Below are 19,507 nucleotides of genomic sequence, written 5' to 3'. Positions count from 1 at the left end.
TTTGCAGCAAAATACCCCAAACGGTCTGCATCAACGTATTGATCGTCACCTGATAACGCTTGGCTATGCGCTGAATACCAGCTGTGAGATCCGCGCCCAAATCAAAATCCAGACGCTCAGCCTGATACCCTGTTTTGCCCTGGATTTTTGCCTGTGGCAAACGGGACTGCTCCTCGTATCCTTCCAGAGCCTTGCTCCAGTAGCTCGATGCGGCCTGACAATCCTGCTGCTCCAGCCATTCGATATATTGACTGTACGGCGTTACAGGGGCCAGTTCCGGTTGTTTATGGGCCAGGATCGCAAAATAGCTCGCAAACACTTCGTTTGTCACCAGCGACAAGCACCAGCCATCCATCACGATATGATGGAAACTCCATACAAAACGGTACGTCTCCTCACCTGTGCGCAACACAGCGACACGCATCAAGGCGTCTTGTGCTAGGTCAAAGCCTCTTTGCTTGTCTTTACGCGTAAATTCGAGCATGTATTCGTTTTGCTGCTCGTCCTTCATGTCCCGCAGGTCTTCCACATACAGTTCACTGCGCTTATTGCGGTACACGACCTGAAGCGGTTCATCCTTCCAGCCGCTGTAGAAGTTCGTCCGCAGTACCGTATGCCGCTGCATTAAAACATCCAAACTGGCCGCAAATGCAGCGATATTAAAATGTCCTCGCAGATCAAAGGAGGCCTGTTCAAAATATGCTCCCGATTGCGAATCCATCAGATTATAAAAGAGCATCCCCTTCTGCATCGGGGTCAGTGCGTATACATTTTCCAGCTCACCGATACGTGTTGCCTGTTCCGCGATCTGTTCCAGCTCTCCAGTCGTCAAACCTTTAAAGGACACATCACTTGGAGTCAGCTGAGGCTGCTTTTGAGCGACGCAATGCGTAATCACCTCTTGCAAAGCGGATTGAAGCAGTCCTGCCACACGTTCCAGCGTTTCTTTACGATACTGCTTACGGCTGTAAGCAATCGTCAAGCGCAGCGTGCCTTCCGAGATCATCGCGTTTAAATCCAGCGTATATTGCAGCGGTGAATGTGCATCCTCTGTCTCCCCTGCACTATAGGGTGACAATGCGATTCCACTGTTTTGTAGATCCTGATCGACTTGACCCAAATAGTTAAAGCTGATTTCCGGTTCTGCTGCAATCGCATGCGCTTCACCTGATCCGGACGCAGGGGACAGGTAGCGCCAAGTGCCATAGGTTAGCCCTTTATGCGGAATCCGGCGCAGGCCTTCCTTCGTTTCTTTAATCCGCTGAGCCAGTGTCATTTCCTTGTCGGTCTCCAGCAGCACTGGATACAAGCTCGTAAACCAGCCTACGGTACGTGTAATATCCATCTCTTGCAGGATCGCTTCCCGGCCATGGCCCTCCAGGTTCACCAGTACCTGTCCGGCGCCTGTCCAATTGTGCACCGCCAGTCCCAGCGCGGTCAGCAGCAAATCATTGACCTCGGTGTTGTAGGCGCGATGGACCTGCTTTAACAGCTGCTGCGTTTCAGCTTCGGTCCACTCTACCGTCAGCACTTCGCTGTCTGCATTCAAAGAGCCCTCATAGGCAAAATCCTTAGGCAGCGGCGCCGCTTCGGCTTTGGCCTGTTCCAGCTGCTTCCAATAAACTTCATCCGAGGCAGCCTCAGGGCGGTTGGCGTAAGACAACAACTCCCGTGCCCATGCTTGGAAGGAATCCGTTTTATAGGGCAATCGTACAGGCTCGCCTTTGCTCGCTTGCTCGTAGCCAGTAGAGAAATCCTCAAACAGAATCCGCCACGACACCCCGTCTATCACCAAATGGTGAATAGCTATGAGCAAATGATCGCCCTCGGCTATGTGGAACAATCCCAGCTTCACCAGCGGTCCTTCGGACAGGTGAATGCTGCTTTGAATTTCATTTGCCTTCGCTTCCAGCGCTTCCGCATAAGTTTCCTGTTCACGGTAATCCACCGTTTCCAGCGTATACAGCGTGCCTTCCTCTACAGGGCGTGTCCAAGCCGTATAACCTGCGGGAGCCTGACGGAAAACCGTACGAAGCGCATCATGATGCTTCACGATGTGATCCATGACTTGGCGAACTGCCGTCTCATCAAAGCCCTCGGCACGATAGAGCATGACCGCCTGATTAAAGTGCTGCGGACGCTCGCGCTCCTGCGCAAAGAACCAATGCTGGATCGGAAGCAAAGCGGTTTCCCCGCTTACTTCTCCTTGATCTGCCATACGACGGACCTCGTGCATATGCGGTGCCAGTGTTGCAACCGTTGGATACTGGAACAAATCCTTCATGTCCAGCTTATAACCGGCCTGGAACGTACGCGATGCGATTTGGATGGCTTTGATGGAATCGCCGCCTAGATCAAAGAAATTGTCCAAAATACCGACTGTCTGCAGCCCCAGTACCGACTGCCAGACCGCTACCAGTGCGCGTTCTTGCGCCGTACGCGGCTCTGCATAATCAGCTCCAGTTTGCAGGCTGCCTTCCGGTGCCGGCAAGGCCTTGCGGTCGATTTTGCCGTTGGGACTCAGCGGCATTTGCTCCAACTGTACAAAGTACGATGGCACCATATAGCTTGGCAGCTCCCGGCCCAGCTCACTTCTCAGCTCGCTGGCTCCTAGCTCTTGCCCCGCGACATAGTAGGCGACCATTTGTTTTTGACCCGTTTCATCCGTACGAGCCATGACCACCGCTTCTCGTACCGATTCCACTTGGAGCAGCTGCGATTCGACCTCGCCCAGTTCAATTCGGTAGCCCCGGATTTTCACCTGATGGTCGATCCGGCCCAGATATTCAATGTTGCCGTCCGGCATCCATCTCGCCAAATCGCCGGTGCGATACATCCGTTCATAGCCTGCTTCACCACCCGAAAACGGATCAGTTACAAATTTCTCGGCCGTCAACTCCGGACGGTTCAGATAACCTCGTGCCACACCGACACCACCGATGCACAGCTCCCCTGCAACCCCGATCGGCTGCAATTGCTCCGTGCCTTCCTTCACGATGTACAGACGAATGTTTTGAATCGGTTTCCCGATGGGAATGACTGTATATTCTTCCGTCGGCTCGCAATCAAAGTACGATACGTCCACCGTCGCTTCGGTTGGTCCATACAGGTTGATCAGCTTCGCTCCGGTCAGGCTCGACACGGTTCGTTGGAACCGGGCCACATGCTGTGGTGGCAATGCTTCGCCGCTGGCAAAGACATGACGCAACGTTGCCAGCTTCGCTTGCATCACTTCCCGTGGCTGCTGCTCCACGTACTCCAGGAACGCATGCAGCATAGCGGGTACAAAGTGCATCGTGGTTACGCCATCGCGGGCAATCGTGTCGACGATGTCTTCCGGGTTCTTTTCCCCGCCCACGGACAGCAAGCTTACCTTCGAGCCCACCAGCGACCACCAGAACAGCTCCCACACCGACACGTCGAAGGTGAAGGCCGTCTTTTGCAAGATCGTATCTTCCGCACTCAAGCCGTATCGATCATGCATCCACAAAATCCGGTTCAGCACAGAATGATGCTCCACCATCACGCCCTTCGGTTTTCCTGTGGAGCCGGAGGTATAGATGACATAGGCTACATGATGCGGCCCGGCCAGTGGCTCCAAATTCGAACCGTCTTTGTGGTAAATGTCTTGGCCATCCTGCTCCTGACGATCCAGCACCAGCACCTGGCCGTCGAAACTCAGTGAGGCTTGCTCCGCCAGATGCGATTGCGTCAGCACCAGCTTCGCGCCCGAGTCCTCCAGCATAAAGCGGATGCGGTCGGCTGGATATTCTGGATCAATCGGCACGTAGGCTCCGCCTGCTTTGAGGATCGCGTAGATGCCTACGATCATGTCCAGCGAACGGCGGACCAGAATACCGACTGGTTGATCCGGTTCAACACCTTCCGCACGCAAGGTGCGTGCGAGACGGTTGGCTCGCTCGTTCAGCTCCGCGTAGGTCAACGACTTTGCTCCGCACAACACCGCCACTTGCTCCGGCGTGTTCGCTGCCTGCTGCTCAAACAGACTGCTTAGCGTTTGATCCTGCGGATAGGCTACCGCCGTATCGCCCCAGACCTGAACGATCTGTGCCTGTTCTTGCGGGGTCACCAATGCCAGCTCATTCACACGGATATTTGGGTTGTCTACGATTTGTCCGATGACGTGGTCGATATGACCCTGGATACGCTCCATTGCAGACCGGTTATACACCAGCGCATTGTATTCAAGTAGGATAGAGATATCTTCGTCAGGCACGACAATCAGGTTGAAATCGTAGTTGGTTTGCTCGGCAAGTGCCACATTGGCAATCGAGAAGCCAGTTTGTGCCTTTGTCTCGCCGGAACCGCCCATCTGCTTCATCTGCTGCCCAATCGGGTAGTTTTCAAAGACCATGATGTGATGAATCAGGTCTTGTTTTTGTTCAGTCCGTGCCTGAATATCGTACAGCGGAAACGTATCATAGACACTGGAGGCCAAAGCCTGTTCCTGTGTGCGCTGCAATACTTCAGCAAATGTAGCATTCCGTTCACTTTGAATCCGAACCGGTATGGTATTGATAAACAATCCAATCATGTTCTCCACACCTGGAATGTCTGCCGGACGACCGGATACCACACCACCAAACACAACATCCTGATTATTATTGTATTGCTGTAAAATAACGCCCCACACACTTTGCAGCAAGGTGTTAATCGTGACATGTTGTTGCTTGGCTATTTGCTTTAATGCGGCACTCCGTTCTTTACCCAACATAAATGGCAGCTTTTCCGAAACATAGCCAGAATTTGAACTTCCACCACTTCCGTCTGGTTCTTCATCCCGTGCGGCTACAGAAGCTTGCGCATTCTCACCAGGCAACAAGGTTTGCTGCTCAAAGCCTGCCAAATAGTCACTCCAATAACGGGTCGCTTCCTGTGCATCCTGATCTTGCAACCATTCGATATAGTCACTATACGGCTTGACAGGTGCGAGCTCTGGCTGCTTGTTCTCCAGCAAGGCAGCATAGGCACCAAACACTTCGTCTGTCATCAGCGACAGGCACCAGCCGTCCATCACAATATGATGGAAGCTCCATACAAAACGGTATGAGCTTTCACCCGTGCGGAAGACGGATACGCGCATAAGCGCATCCTTGCTTAAATCAAAGCCTCGAGCTTTGTCCTGGGCCACAAATTCAGCTACAGCCTGTTCACACCCTCTAACGTCCTCATAAAAGAAGCTCGGACTTTTATGGCGATAGACGATTTGCAAGGGTTGACCATGCCAGCCGCTGTAGAAATTCGTCCGTAATATAGCATGTCGACTAACCAGCAGCTTCAGACTTTCCTCGAATGTGGACGGTGCAAAATGGCCCTCCAGATCAAAGGTCGCCTGTTCAAAATACACGCCTGTTTCAGCATTCATTAGACTGTGGAACAGCATGCCCTTTTGCATGGGCGTTAGCGGGTACACATTTTCCAATTCCCCAACCGTCTTGGTCTGCTCCTTAATCGTATCTAATTGCTCCAGGGTCAGACCTTTGAACAGTACATCACTTGGAGTTAATTCGATCCGATCTCGTGTAACACAATGCTCGATAACTTCAAGCAGATTGGATTTCAACAGGTTGGCTAACATTTGGACCGTATCTTTACGGAAGGCTTTGCCGTTATATCGAATGTCCAGTTCCAGGATGCCGTTCGTTACGATTCCGCTCACATCGAGCGCAAATTTCATCTTCGTCCGGTCACTAACGACCGATCCCATCGAGTAAGGAGACATACGAATATCGCTGTTTTGCAAGTCCTGATCCAGCTGTCCGAGGTAATTGAAGCTCACTTGCGGCTCGGCAAAAGCTTGATGTTGAGCGAGATTCAGTGCATCTGCTTGCTGACCCATGGCTTGGCCAGATTCACTCAAATATCTCCAGATTCCGTAGCCCATTCCTTGATTCGGAATATCACGCAGACTCTCTTTGACCTGTTTGATGCGTTCCGACAAAGCCTGATCACGACCGATGTCCAGCCATATCGGATATGGACTCGTAAACCAGCCTATGGTACGAGAAATGTCCGTATCCGGCAAAATGTTCTCACGTCCGTGTCCCTCTAAATGAATCAGACTGCGTTCATGGCCGGTCCATGTGTACAGCATCATGCCCAAAGCCGTCAGCAACAGATCGTTCACTTCCGTGTTGTACGCGCGGTGCGCTTGCTTCAATAGTCTCTCTGTCTCTTCTTCCGTAAGCTGGAAGACCACTGTATCGGTGTCAGCCAAAGTAAATGAGTCAGCCTGCGCTTGATCCTCAGGCAATCGTACTTGGTCAGACAAAGCGACTGCGTTCCATTGCTCCCAGTAGGCGTGCTCACTGTCCATGGCTGTGCTATTCGCATACTTGGAAAGTTTTTGTGACCAGGAACGGAAGGAATCCGTTTTGTCCGGCAGCTGAAGCACTTTCTGATGAACGGCCTGTTCATAGGCAGTAGCCAAATCCTCAAACAAAATACGCCAGGATACCCCGTCCACCACCAAATGGTGAATCACCATCAGCAAATGATCGCCATCTACACAGTGGAACAAACCTGCTTTAAACAGCGGCCCTTCATGCAGTTGGATACTCCTTTGAATTTCACTGGCTTTCGCCTCAATGGCTGCGCTGAGCGTGGCTTTATCCGTCAAGTTCGTAAAGTCCACCACATCCAGATGATACAGCTCACCTTCCTGTATTCCGCGATTCCATGCTTGATAGCCTTGTTCTGTCTTGCTGAACACCATCCGCAGAGCATCATGATGCTCTGTTAGTTTGCCAAGCGCCTGACGCAGAGCCGACTCGTCGAACCCCTGCTCCCGGTGCAGTATCACCGCCTGATTAAAGTGATGCACGTCTACTTGCTCCTGCGCAAAGAACTCGCGCTGGATCGGAAGCAACGCCGTTTCTCCGCTTACTTCTCCCTGATCTGCCCTACGACTGACCTCGTGCATATGCGGTGCCAGGGTTGCGACGATGGGATAGCGGAACAAATCCTTCATGTCCAGCTTGTAGCCTGCCTGGAACGCACGGGACACAATCTGAATCGCCTTGATCGAATCGCCACCCAGATCAAAGAAATTGTCCAACATACCGACGGTTGGCACACCCAGGACGGACTGCCAGACCGCTACAAGCGCTCGTTCCGGTGCAGTGCGTGGCGCTACATAATCCGCACCGCTGTGCAGATTGCCTTCCGGTGCTGGCAGGGACTTGCGGTCGATTTTACCGTTCGGTGTCAGCGGCATCTGCTCCAACCAGATGAAATACGACGGCATCATATAGCTTGGCAGTTCTTGTCCCAGCTCATGTCTCAGCTCACCGGCTCCCAGTTCTTGACTCGCCACATAGTACGCCACGAGCTGTGTTTGACCCGTTTCGTCCCCACGAGCCATGATGACCGCTTCTTGTACCGACTCCACCTGCAACAGCTGCGATTCGATCTCGCCCAGTTCGATTCGGTAGCCCCGAATTTTCACCTGATGGTCCATCCGCCCCAAATATTCAATGTTGCCGTCCGGCGTCCATCTCGCCAAATCGCCTGTATGGTACATCCGCTCATGGCCTGCCTTACCCCCAGCAAACGGATTAATCACAAATTTCTCGGCCGTCAGTTCTTCACGTTTCCAATACCCACGGGCCAATCCTTCCCCGGCAATACATAACTCGCCCGGCACACCGACGGGCTGCAATTCTCCACTCGCATTCATGATATAGATTTGGGTATTCGCAATAGGACGTCCAATATTAATATGCTGAGCATGGGTCAGTTCCTGCACGGCCGACCACACCGTCGTTTCTGTAGGTCCGTACATGTTATAAATACGGGGACCGTCTATCTCTTGCAGTGCTGCGAGCAGCTTGGACGGAAGAGCTTCGCCCCCAACCATAATTGCCTTCACGCTTTGCAGCACGCGCGAGCCTGCTTCATGACCCAACAGCATTTGTAACCGGGATGGGGTCATTTGCAACATCTCAATCGAATGTTGAGTAATCAACTCACCCAGCGCCTGAGGATTCACCTGATGCTGGCTGTCGCCAAGCACAACCGTCATTCCACCCAACAGGGGGAGAATGGTTTCCAATACGAAAATATCGAATGAAATGGTCGTCAGTGACAACATGGTTTGGCTCGCTTCAAAATCAATGACTTCGCGCATCCCAGTAATAAAGTTGAGGACCGAGCGATGCTGGAGCATAACTCCTTTCGGATTTCCAGTCGAACCCGACGTATAGATGACATAAGCCAAATGCTCTGGGCGGGCAATCGTCTCCAGGTTGCTACTTTCTCCCTGATACAATGCGGCATCCTCAAGAAACAGGGTATTGGCATGGCAATGGTGTTCTTCTGCCAGTTCACGACGGGTCAGAAGCACTGCGGCCTCGCTGTCTTCCAGCATGTATGCAATACGAGAGGATGGAAATTCGGGATCAATCGGCACATAAGCACCGCCTGCTTTTAGCACAGCCAGCAGACCTACGATCATTTCCACGGAACGCTGCACCATCAGACCGACCAGTTTGTCAGGTCCTACTCCCTGGGCTTGAAGCATTCGAGCCAATGAATTGGCACGTTCATTCAGCTCCCGATATGTCAGACGCTGATGTCCAAACACCAATGCTACCTGATCCGGCGTACACTCCACCTGATCCTCGAACAGCTGATGAATCGTCTGATGGGACGGAAATGCACAAGCGGTGTCATTAAAGGCCGCTGTAATCTGTTGTTTTTCTGCTGCTGTGAGTAGTTCCAGCTCTTCCACCCGAACATGCGGGTTGAGCGAAATTTGCTCCAGCAAACGTGCAAAATGTCCATACAAGCGCTCAATACCTGCTTGATCAAAGCTGAGCGTGTTATACATAAAACGAATCTTGATACCTTCTCCTGGCATCACGACGACGTTTAGATCGTAGTTCGTTTGCTCTGTAGCCACCACATTCGAAATTGTAAATGGTTCCTGTCCTTCACTGCCCAGCTGCTCTACCTGCTGCTCCACCGGATAATTTTCAAATATCATAATATGATTGATCAAATCCTGCTTCTGCTCGGTCAGTGCTTGAATTTCATACAGCGGGAACGCATCATAACCATTGGAAGCCAGCGCCTGCCGCTGTGTTCGTCTCATCAGCTCGACAAAACTTTCACCTGGTTCAGACTGCACACGCACTGGAATTGTATTAATAAATAGCCCGATCATGTGCTCCACACCTGGAATATCCCCTGGACGACCGGACACAACGCTGCCAAACACGATATCCGTACTGTTGTTATATTTTTGCAACAGAACGCCCCATACGGTCTGAATCAGCGTATTGATCGTGACCTGATTTTGCTTCGCTACCCGTTCGATCTGAGCAACCAGCTCTGGCTGGAAGTCACATTCCAGATCTTCAGCGACATATAGCCCGGCTTGCATCGATTTAGGCTGTGTTTTTTGCTGAGGAAGCGTAATTTGCTGCTCATAGTCCGCCAGATACCCACGCCAATATTGCAAAGCTGCCTCACGGTCCTGACGTTCCAGCCATTCGATAAATCGACTGAACGGCGTGACAGGCTCCAGCGCTGGCTCATGACCGGCGCGCAGTGTCAGATAGCTGCCAAATACCTCCTGTGTCATAAAGGACAAGCACCAGCCATCCATCAAAATGTGATGGAAGCTCCAAACAAAGTGATACGTTTCATCCCCCGTTTGCAAAATGGAGACACGAATGAGTGCATCCTCTGCGAGATTGAATCCTTTCGCTTTGTCCTCGATGGCAAAAGCTTCAACACGAGCTTCTCGTTCCTCTTTTTCTAGTCCGCGCAAGTCTTCATAATATAATTCTCCGCTACGGTTGCGGAAAACGACCTGTACAGGCTCATCCTTCCATGAACTGATAAAGTTCGTCCGTAATGCCTCATGACGCTGTACGAGCAGGTCAAAGCTTTTACCGAAAGCAACCACATCAAAACAACCGTTCAACTCAAAGGTTGCCTGTTCAAAATAAGCTGCCGAATTTTCATCCATCAGACTGAAGAAGAGCATGCCCTTTTGCATCGGTGTCAAAGCATACACATTTTCCAGCTCACCCATATCTTGCGTATCCTTCACCAATTGCTCCAGCTCGTCCAGCGTTACATGGTTTAACAGGACATCACTTGGGGTCAACACCGTTCTTTCTTGGGCGACACAATGATGAATCATCTCACGCAAGCCGGATGCCAGCAGCTCTCCAAGTCGTGCAATCGTCTCATGACGGAATTGCGTTGTACCGTAGCGAATCGTGAAAATCAGTTCTCCATCCTCGATGACTCCATTGATATCCAGTACAAAATCCATAGCCGCATTCGTGCTGACAGGCACACCGATGGAATAGGAGGAAGGCTCCAGATCATTGCCTTTATAATCCTGATCGAATTGTCCCAAATAGTTAAAACTGATCTCAGGCTGAGCCTTTAACTGCACGCCTGCTTTCTCCAGGACATTCGTATCCGACAGGTATCGTAAAATACCATAGCCGATGCCTTTCTGCGGAATATGACGCAGCCCTTCCTTGACCCGTTTGATCAGACGAGCCGTATTCCCCCCTTGTCCCAGACTTCCATCCAGTACAACCGGGAACTGGCTCGTAAACCAACCGACTGTCCGCGTAATATCCACATCCGGTACAATAGCTTCCCGTCCATGGCCCTCCAGGTTGACCAGCACCCGTTCAGAACCAGACCAGTCATATACGGCTTTTCCGAGCGCAGCCAGCAGCAGGTCATTCATTTCCGTGTTGTATGCGCGATGAGCTTGTTTGAGCAACTGCTCGGTTTCCTGCTTCGTCCAGCGGACCGTCACAACCTCACTGTCCCCAAGCAGTGCATTGTCATTCGCAAAATCCTTTGGCAAAGGCTTCGCAAGACTGGCTTCTGCTTGTTCGATATGCTGCCAGTAAGCAAGCTCCCGCTCCATCGTCGCGCTATTCGCATAGGCCGACAGCTGCTCGGCCCAAGTCTGGAACGAATCTGTTTTATGCGGTAGTCGGATAGCTGTGCCTGTTTTGCCTGCAATAGCCTGCTCATAACCGGATGCCAAATCCTCCAGCAAAATACGCCACGATACACCGTCCACAACCAAATGATGAATGACGATTAGCAAATGGTCGCCCTCAGCGCAGTGGAACAGACCGAGCTTCACCAGCGGCCCCTCGCTCAAATGAATGCTCGCTTGAATTTCACTCGCCTTAGCTTCTACAGCGGTGGATTCGTCTTCAACTCCACTAAAATCTACAATGTCCAGCGTGTATAGCTCGCCTTCCTCTACACTGCGGTTCCAAGCTGCATAGCCTTGCTCCGTCTCACGGAATACCGTGCGCAATGCGTCATGATGCTGGACAATACGGTCCATTGTACGGCGTAGCGCGTTGACGTCAAAGCGCCCAGCTCGGTACAGCATCATCGCCTGATTGCTGTGGTGCAGATCAGCAGGCTGCTGCTCGAAGAACCATCGCTGAATGGGTGTCAGATCTACCTTGCCTACTGCTTCTTCCTGACTGGCCATCTTACCATCTGTACGAAGCAAAGGACTGAGCGCCGCTACCGTCGGATTGCTGAAGAGATCCTTCATGTTCAATCGATAGCCTGCTTGCAGCAAGCGGGACGATACTTGCAGTGCTTTGATCGAATCGCCGCCCAGTTCAAAGAAGTTATCCTGCGTGCCTACCGCTTCCACGCCGAGTACTCCGGCCCACACTGCAGCCAGTACTTGCTCTGCCGTAGTACGTGGTGCCACATAGGCTGCACCCGTATGGATGCTTCCCTCCGGTTCCGGCAAGGCCTTGCGATCGATTTTGCCGTTGCTGGTCAGCGGAATCGTCTCCAGTCGCATCAAGCGTGCTGGCACCATGTGCGCTGGTAACCCGGATTCCAGTTCTGCTTGTACTTCCTCGATCCGCAGCTCAGCTTCTCCCGTGATGTACCCGCACAAGTACTTGTGTCCACGCTCATCCGTCCGGTCGATGACTACGGCTTGACGCACACCCGGTACCCGCTGGATCGCCGTTTCAATCTCGCCCAGCTCAATCCGGTAGCCCCGGATTTTGACCTGGTAGTCCATCCGACCGATAAAGTCCACATTGCCGTCTGGCATCCACCGCGCCAGGTCACCTGTGCGGTACAATCGTTCACCGGCTACATACGGATTCGCCACGAATTTCTCGGCCGTCAGGTCTGGGCGGTTCAGGTATCCACGTGCCACTCCAGCACCGCCAATGCACAGCTCGCCCAGTACGCCGATCGGCACCGGATTCAGCTGGCTGTCCACGATGTAGAAGCGTGCGTTCAGCCATGCCTGACCAATCGGCACACTGCCGCTACTTGGCAGCTTTGACAGTTCTTCGTCGTAGAAGCTGGAGTCAATCGCCGCTTCCGTGACGCCATAGCTGTTCATAATGCGAATATCTGCGCCAAACCGTTCTTGCAGCACCCGATAATCCGTCACGCTGCAGCTATCCGAGCTGGTGATCAGCAGTTCCAGACTGCTCATGTCAAGGCCCTGTTCATGCACATGCTGCATAAACGGTACGATTAAAGCCGGTGTGGATTCGAACACCGTAATCTGATAATCGTGAATCCAGCCATACAGACGGCTTGGATCAATGCGGTCGTCTTTCGGGCAGATGACCATCGTGCCACCGTTATAGAGCGCCCGCGCGATATCGCCGACGAACACGTCGAAGGAGAAGCTTGCCAGTTGCAGCAGCCGTACCGGGAACTGGTTCAAACGGTAATCCCGTCGGTATGCCACAGCTGTGTTTACCAAACTGTGATGCTCGATCATGACACCCTTCGGACGTCCCGTTGTACCGGACGTGTAGATCACATATGCCAGATCCTGCGGCTCGTTGATAGGTTCCACATCCGTGGCATCTCCGGTGTACAACGACTCATCGTCCAGCGCCAATACAGTACGCAGACGCAGCCCTGTTGCCGGTTCGGATGCTTCTTCGTTGTCAGAACTCGAATCTAATTTAAAACTTACGCCTTCACTCAGGCTGCCTCTTTCCATCGTTTCAGCGCCAGCCGCTATTTCCAACTCGCCCTCAGACTGCCCACCGGCCAAGACCTGTCGGCTCTCCTCCAGCCATGCTTGCGCGCGTTCCTGCAAACCTGTTTGCGTAAGCAGCACCGTAGCGCCGCTGTCCTCGAGCATAAAGCGGATACGTTCGGATGGATAATCTGCATCCAGTGGCACGTATGCACCGCCGGCCTTCCATACCGCCAGTACGCCGACCATCATGTCCACCGATCGCTCGCTCAAAATACCAACAATGGATTCACGCCCAATGCCTTCATTCCGCAATCTACGAGCAAGTTGATTCCCACGCTCGTTCAGCTCGCGGTACGTAAGCTGCCGCTCCTCGTATACCACTGCCACATGATCCGGCACAAGCTGCGCTTGTTCTTCCACATAGACGTGGAACAACCCTTCTGATTGCTTTTCATCACTCCATGCAGCTACGCCCACGGATCCAAAACCATCGATGATTTTTGCTTTTTCCGCAGCAGTCACCAGCTCAAGTTCATCTACCAGCGCATCTGGTCGGTTAATCGCTTCTTCAATCATATGCAGCAAATGCTCGCGGATTTGCTCTACAGCCGTGCGTTCCAATACTTGCGCGTTGTACTCCAAATGGACATGAATTTCATCGCCCGGCACAACCGTAATGTTGAAATCATAGTTCGTTTGCTCCGACACGGAAGCATTTGCAATCGTAAAGCCATTCGTGCCACGACTGCCCATTTGCTCCATGCGCTGTTCCACCGGGTAGTTTTCAAACACCATAATATGGTTCACCAGGTCCTGTTTCTGCTCTGTTAGGGCCTGAATTTCATACAACGGATAGGTTTCATAGGCACGGGAAGCCAGTGCCTGCTCCTGTATCTGCTTCATTAACGCAGCAAACGTCATATCTTTCTCACTGTGAACTCGTACAGGAACCGTATTAATGAACAAACCAATCATTTTATCGATGCCCGGAATATCCGCTGATCTGCCGGATACGACACTGCCAAATACAACATCCCGACTGTTGTTATACCGTTGCAGCACAACGCCCCACGCTGCTTGCAGAAGGGTATTGACCGTTACTTGCTTCTGCTTAACCAGCTTGTTCATCCGTTCCGTCACTTCGTGGCCCAGTGTAAACGAAAGCTTGTCCGCTTCATATTCTTTAGCGTGACTGTCCAGCTGTTTTACCTGCGGTAATACGGTCTGCTGCTCAAAGCCAGCAAAATAATCACTCCAGAACCGTTCAGCCTCCACGTTGTCCTGCCGATCCAGCCATTCAATGTATTCGCTGTATGGTGTTACCGGAGCGAGCTCCGGCTTGCGGTCTTCGAGGATGGCAAAGTACGTATTAAATGCTTCCCCTACAACAAGGAACAAGCACCAACCGTCCATCAAAATATGATGGAAGCTCCACACAAAACGATACGACTCCTCGCCTGTACGTAAAATAGACACCCGCATCAGCTCGCCTGAGCTGAAATGAAAGCCTTCGGCTTTGTCGCGCTCAGCAAAATCAGCAATATATGCGTCCTGCTCACCTTGTTCCATCGAACGTACATCTTCAAAACGGAACCCGGCGTGCTTGTGACGGTACACCACCTGTAAAGGCTGCTCATTCCATCCGCTATAAAAATTCGTTCTGAATATTTGATGGCGATCCACCAGCTGATTTAGGCTTTCGGCAAAAGCCTCCACTTGAAAGCTGCCTTGCAGATCAAATGTCGCCTGCTCAAAGTACGCCCCGGATTGCGGCTCCATTAAGCCGTGGAACAGAATGCCTTTTTGCATGGGTGTGAGCGAATAAATGTTTTCCAGTTCTCCCGCATTAGCCGTCTGCTCTACAATATGATCCAGCTCTCCAGCCGTCAGTCCTTGGAAGGACAAGTCGCTTGGTGTCAGCTCCGGCAACTCTTTACCCACACAGTGAGCCAATACCTCACGTAAGCCCTCCTGCAACAGATCAGCCAGCTTTTTGATTGATTTTTTCATAAACATTTTGTTGCTGTAGCTGATCGTCAGTTCCAGTGCACCGTCCGTGATCATGCCGTTGATATCCAGAGCATACCGCTTGGTCAACGTGTCACTCATGGAAGCTCCGATGGAATAAGGAGACATGCGGAAGGCATTATTCTTTAAATCCTGATCGAATTGTCCGAGATAGTTAAAGCTGATTTCTGGCTCGGCAACAAAAGCTGCTTCTCCTTCACCGCTAGCAAGATATCTCAAAATCCCGTATCCAATCCCTTTATGCGGCAAACGGCGCAGCCCTTCTTTGACGTTCTTGACACGCCGTCCTACATTCCGATCCTCGCCCATATTGAGTACAACCGGGAATTGACTGGTAAACCAACCGACTGTGCGCGTAATATCCATATCCGGCAAAATGGCTTCCCGTCCATGACCCTCCAGATTTACAAGCACCTGACGGATGCTCGCCCACTCCTGAATTGCAGTGCCCAGAGCTGTCAGCAGCAGGTCGTTTGCTTCCGTATTGTAGGCCCGATGAGCTTGTTTCAAGAATTGTTCTGTTTCTTCTACCGTCCACGCTACGGTCAGCGTCCGATCATCGCGAAGCTGTGGCTTGGCCTGAGATTTACGATTGTAATCCTTAGGCAAGGATGCCTGGCTTTTCCCTGCTTCCTCAATTTGCTCCCAATACGCACGCTCCTTCTCCAATGCTGTGCTGTTCGCATAAGCTGACAGCTGATTAGCCCAAAGGCGGAAGGAATCCGTTTTATTCGGCAAACGGACAGACTCGCCCCGTAAAGCCTGTTCATAGCCGGTTGCCAAATCCTCCAACAAAATACGCCAAGACACACCGTCAACCACAAAATGATGGATTGCTACCAACAAATGGTCTCCATCGTTGCAACGGAACAGACCCAGCTTTACCAGCGGTCCTTCATCTAGACGGATGCTGCTTTGGATTTCGTTGGCTTTGTTCTCCAGCAAATGAGCAAAGTCAGACTCCCTTGTATAATCCACCACTTCGAGGCTATACAGCTCTCCTTCTTGCACGCCTCGGTTCCATGCTTCATACCCACCGTCTGCATTCTGGCGGAATACGATGCGCAAAGCATCATGATGCTCGACAATGCTTTGCAGTGCCTGACGAAGCGCCGTTTCGTCCAGTCGATCCTCACGATGCAGCATCAGAGCCTGGTTATAGTGCTCAGGATTGGATGGCTGCTGTTCAATGAACCAGTGTTGAATCGGTGTCAATGCCACGGTTCCACTAACTTCTCCTTGATCGGAAACGCGGGTCACCCGCTGCACCCGTCCATTCAGCTCAGCAATCGTCGGATACTGGAACAACTCCCTCATTTCCAGCTTGTAACCATTTTGCAGCAGTCTTGAAGACACTTGGATGGCCTTGATCGAGTCGCCGCCCAAATGGAAAAAGTTATCCAGAACACCAATCTGTTCGATTCCCAGTACAGATTGCCATACCGATACCAATGTCCGCTCTACCTCATTACGGGCTGCTACATAATCCTCGCCGGAATCCACGCTTCCCTCCGGTTGCGGCAACGCCCGACGATCCACTTTGCCATTTGGTGTTAACGGCAATTGCTCCATCTGCACAAAATACGACGGCACCATATAACCCGGCAATTCTTGGCTCAAGGTGCTTCGCAACTCACTAGCCGCGATATCCACAAGGGTGACTACATATGCGCAGAGCTGTTTCTGTCCCTGCTCATCCTCACGTGCAATGACGACAGCTTCTTGTACCGCATCTAGCTTCAAGAGCTGCGCTTCCACCTCGCCCAGCTCAATCCGATAGCCCCGGATTTTCACCTGTGCGTCGATCCGTCCTTTGTATTCCAGCGTTCCATCCTCATTCCAGCGAACCAAATCGCCTGTACGGTAGCAGCGCTCTCCGCTACGGAACGGACTATCTACGAATTTTTCAGCCGTTAAATCAGGACGGTTCCGGTAGCCACGTGCCACCCCATCACCGCCGACGATTAGCTCACCCCATGCCCCTACAGGCTGAAGCTGCATGGAACGATCTACAACATACGCTGTGGAGTTGTGGATCGGACGCCCAATCGGCACCGCTTCTGATTGCACTCCAGCAATCGCATGAGTTGTAGAAAAAGTTGTATTTTCCGTCGGACCATAGCCGTTAATAATCCGCAGAGACGGATAAGCCTCCAGCACCCGGTTAATATGCGGTACGGACAGCACATCACCACCGACCAGCAGTTCTTCTACCCCCTCGAACAGCTCCAAGTCCTGCTGAGATAGCTGGTTAAAGAGCGGCGCAGTCAGCCACATTGTCGTGATACCATGGTTGCGCACGGCTTCCTTGAGCTTGGGAGCGTCCAAAATAACATCCTGACTCACCAGCACGAGCTGTCCACCATTCAATAGCGCACCCCAAATTTCGAAGGTGGACGCGTCAAAGACAACGGCGCCAGTTTGCAAAATGCGCGTGTCAGCACCCAGTTGCGCATAGTTTGTATGCTTTACCAAACGCACGACATTGCGATGTTCTACCATAACCCCTTTGGGCTGTCCGGTCGTGCCCGAAGTATACATCAAATAAGCTAGTCGGTTTCCAAATTTCCGTTCTTGTGTCCCAGCAGTGCTGTCTACGACAGACGAGGACGATTCCTTTAAAATCTCATTTTTCGGATTTGTATAATCGGCATAATCCACATGATAAGCCTCGTTTTGCTCCCCATGTACGGTATTCAAGCCTTGGTCATCCTCTGCCGCGTACACCTTAGCATCGCTTAGATCCAGCACGATTCCGGTGTATTCCTCCGGTTGCTGTTCTGCACGCTGCACCAGCAACAACTTCGCTCCCGAATCTTCCAACAGGTAACGTACACGTTCAGCCGGATAATCAGGGTCAATGGGTACATATGCACCGCCCGCTTTGAGAATCGCCAACATGCCGACGATCATATCCGTGGAACGCTCAGCAACGATACCTACAGTTTGCTCGGCGGTAACACCGTGTCCGCGCAACGTGTGAGCCAGTTGATTTGCTTTTACATTCAGTTCGCCATAAGTTAAACGGGCATTTCCAAACACAACTGCTGTCTGATTCGGTGCATGTTCAGCCTGTTCCTCAAACAACTCATGAATGCCTGCTTCGTGTGGATATTCCACCGCTGTAGCATTGAATACGTCGACGATTTGCGCCCGTTCTTCCTCACTGATCAGCGACAATTCCTGTATCCGCTTGTGTGGGCCCTGCACCATATGCTCCGCCACACTCAAAAATTGCCGAATAATTCGGGCAATTTCCTGTTCACTAAACAGCTCGGTACGATAATCCAGATACAGCACGAGTCTATCATCATCCAGCATTTCAACCATGTGAATATCGAAGTCGTTCACCGTATCTCCGCAGAAATCGTTATCAACCTGCTGAATCGCTTCATCAAACCGGGAGAAACTCAAGGTGCGGTACTGAATGGAAGCACCAAACAGACGCTGAATGTCCAGGCTGCTTTGCTGTTCACGCAAATCCTGAATAATTTTGTTGTACGGGTAACGCTGATGCCGCAAAATGGACGCCTGCTCCTTCCCTACACCTTGCAGAAAGGTCAGCAGTTCGGATTCTGGTTCGACCAACAGACGCGTAGCCACGGTGCTGACGAACATACCGATGGTATCCTTTTCCTTCTTAGACGTACGGTTGGCATAGAGTGTCCCCACGGTTAAGTCCTGCTCCCCCGTCACTTTATGCAAATAAATATACAGAGCCGCCAGGAAGAACGTGAAAATACTAATTTTATGCTCTTCGCAAAAAGCCGTAACACCACGATACAACTCATGTTCCAGTATAAAGCTCTCCCGGCGTGCAGCTGTACTCAGTGTCAGCGGGTTATATGATTTCAAACCTGTAGTCTCAGGCAAATCGGCAAACTTTTCCGTCCAGTACGTTTTGTCCTTTTGATAACGGTCTGATTGCTCATAACTTTGCTCTACCTGGATAAAATCCAGATAGGGATTGCCTTTGGTCGGCGCATCTTGGCCTGTACCATGCACAATATCCATATAATGTCCTGTGATTTCATTAATGGCCTGATTCATGGACACGCCGTCTGAAATAATATGATGCATTTTAAAATTAAACCAGGTTTCTTCTGTTCCGAGCTGCAAGATAACAAATCGGTACAGCTGCGAATCCAACAATGAGAACGGCTGTGGATTATGACGCTTTAACCATACATTCGCTTCTTCCGGGGTAACTTGGATCGTTTCTATACTTTCTGCCGTAAATGGCTCTACATATTGATATGGAATCCCATCCTGAGCAGTAATTTTGATACGAAAAGAATCATTTTGGGCAATTACCCGATTCATTGCTTGCTGCAAGACATCTATGCGAACAGTTCCCCTGATCTTTACAGTAGCAATAATTGTTGAAGTGTTCCGATGAGGATACAAAAGCTCCGTATACCAAATACGTTGCTGTGGCTGGCTTAAGGAAAACAATTGAACATCTTGCTGTGTCAT

At 51.4% G+C, this 19,507-nt stretch carries 1 protein-coding gene (only partly in view); it reads right to left on the bottom strand.

Features of this window, described 5'->3' with window-relative positions:
- Nucleotides 1-19,507, bottom strand: partial view of a non-ribosomal peptide synthase/polyketide synthase gene (locus tag MKX46_RS01305; protein ID WP_341070790.1) — the 5' portion only. 22,760 nt of this gene lie to the left of the window's left edge; the window shows 19,507 of its 42,267 coding nt (coding positions 1-19,507); it begins with the start codon at nt 19,505-19,507; its stop codon lies beyond the left edge, outside the window.

Origin of the sequence: Paenibacillus sp. FSL P4-0113, from assembly GCF_038009305.1 — a bacterium.
In the GTDB taxonomy this organism is placed as follows: domain Bacteria; phylum Bacillota; class Bacilli; order Paenibacillales; family Paenibacillaceae; genus Paenibacillus; species Paenibacillus polymyxa_D.
The sequence above is the reverse complement of the archived record's forward strand: the minus strand, read 5'-3'. Positions and strand labels throughout refer to the sequence as shown.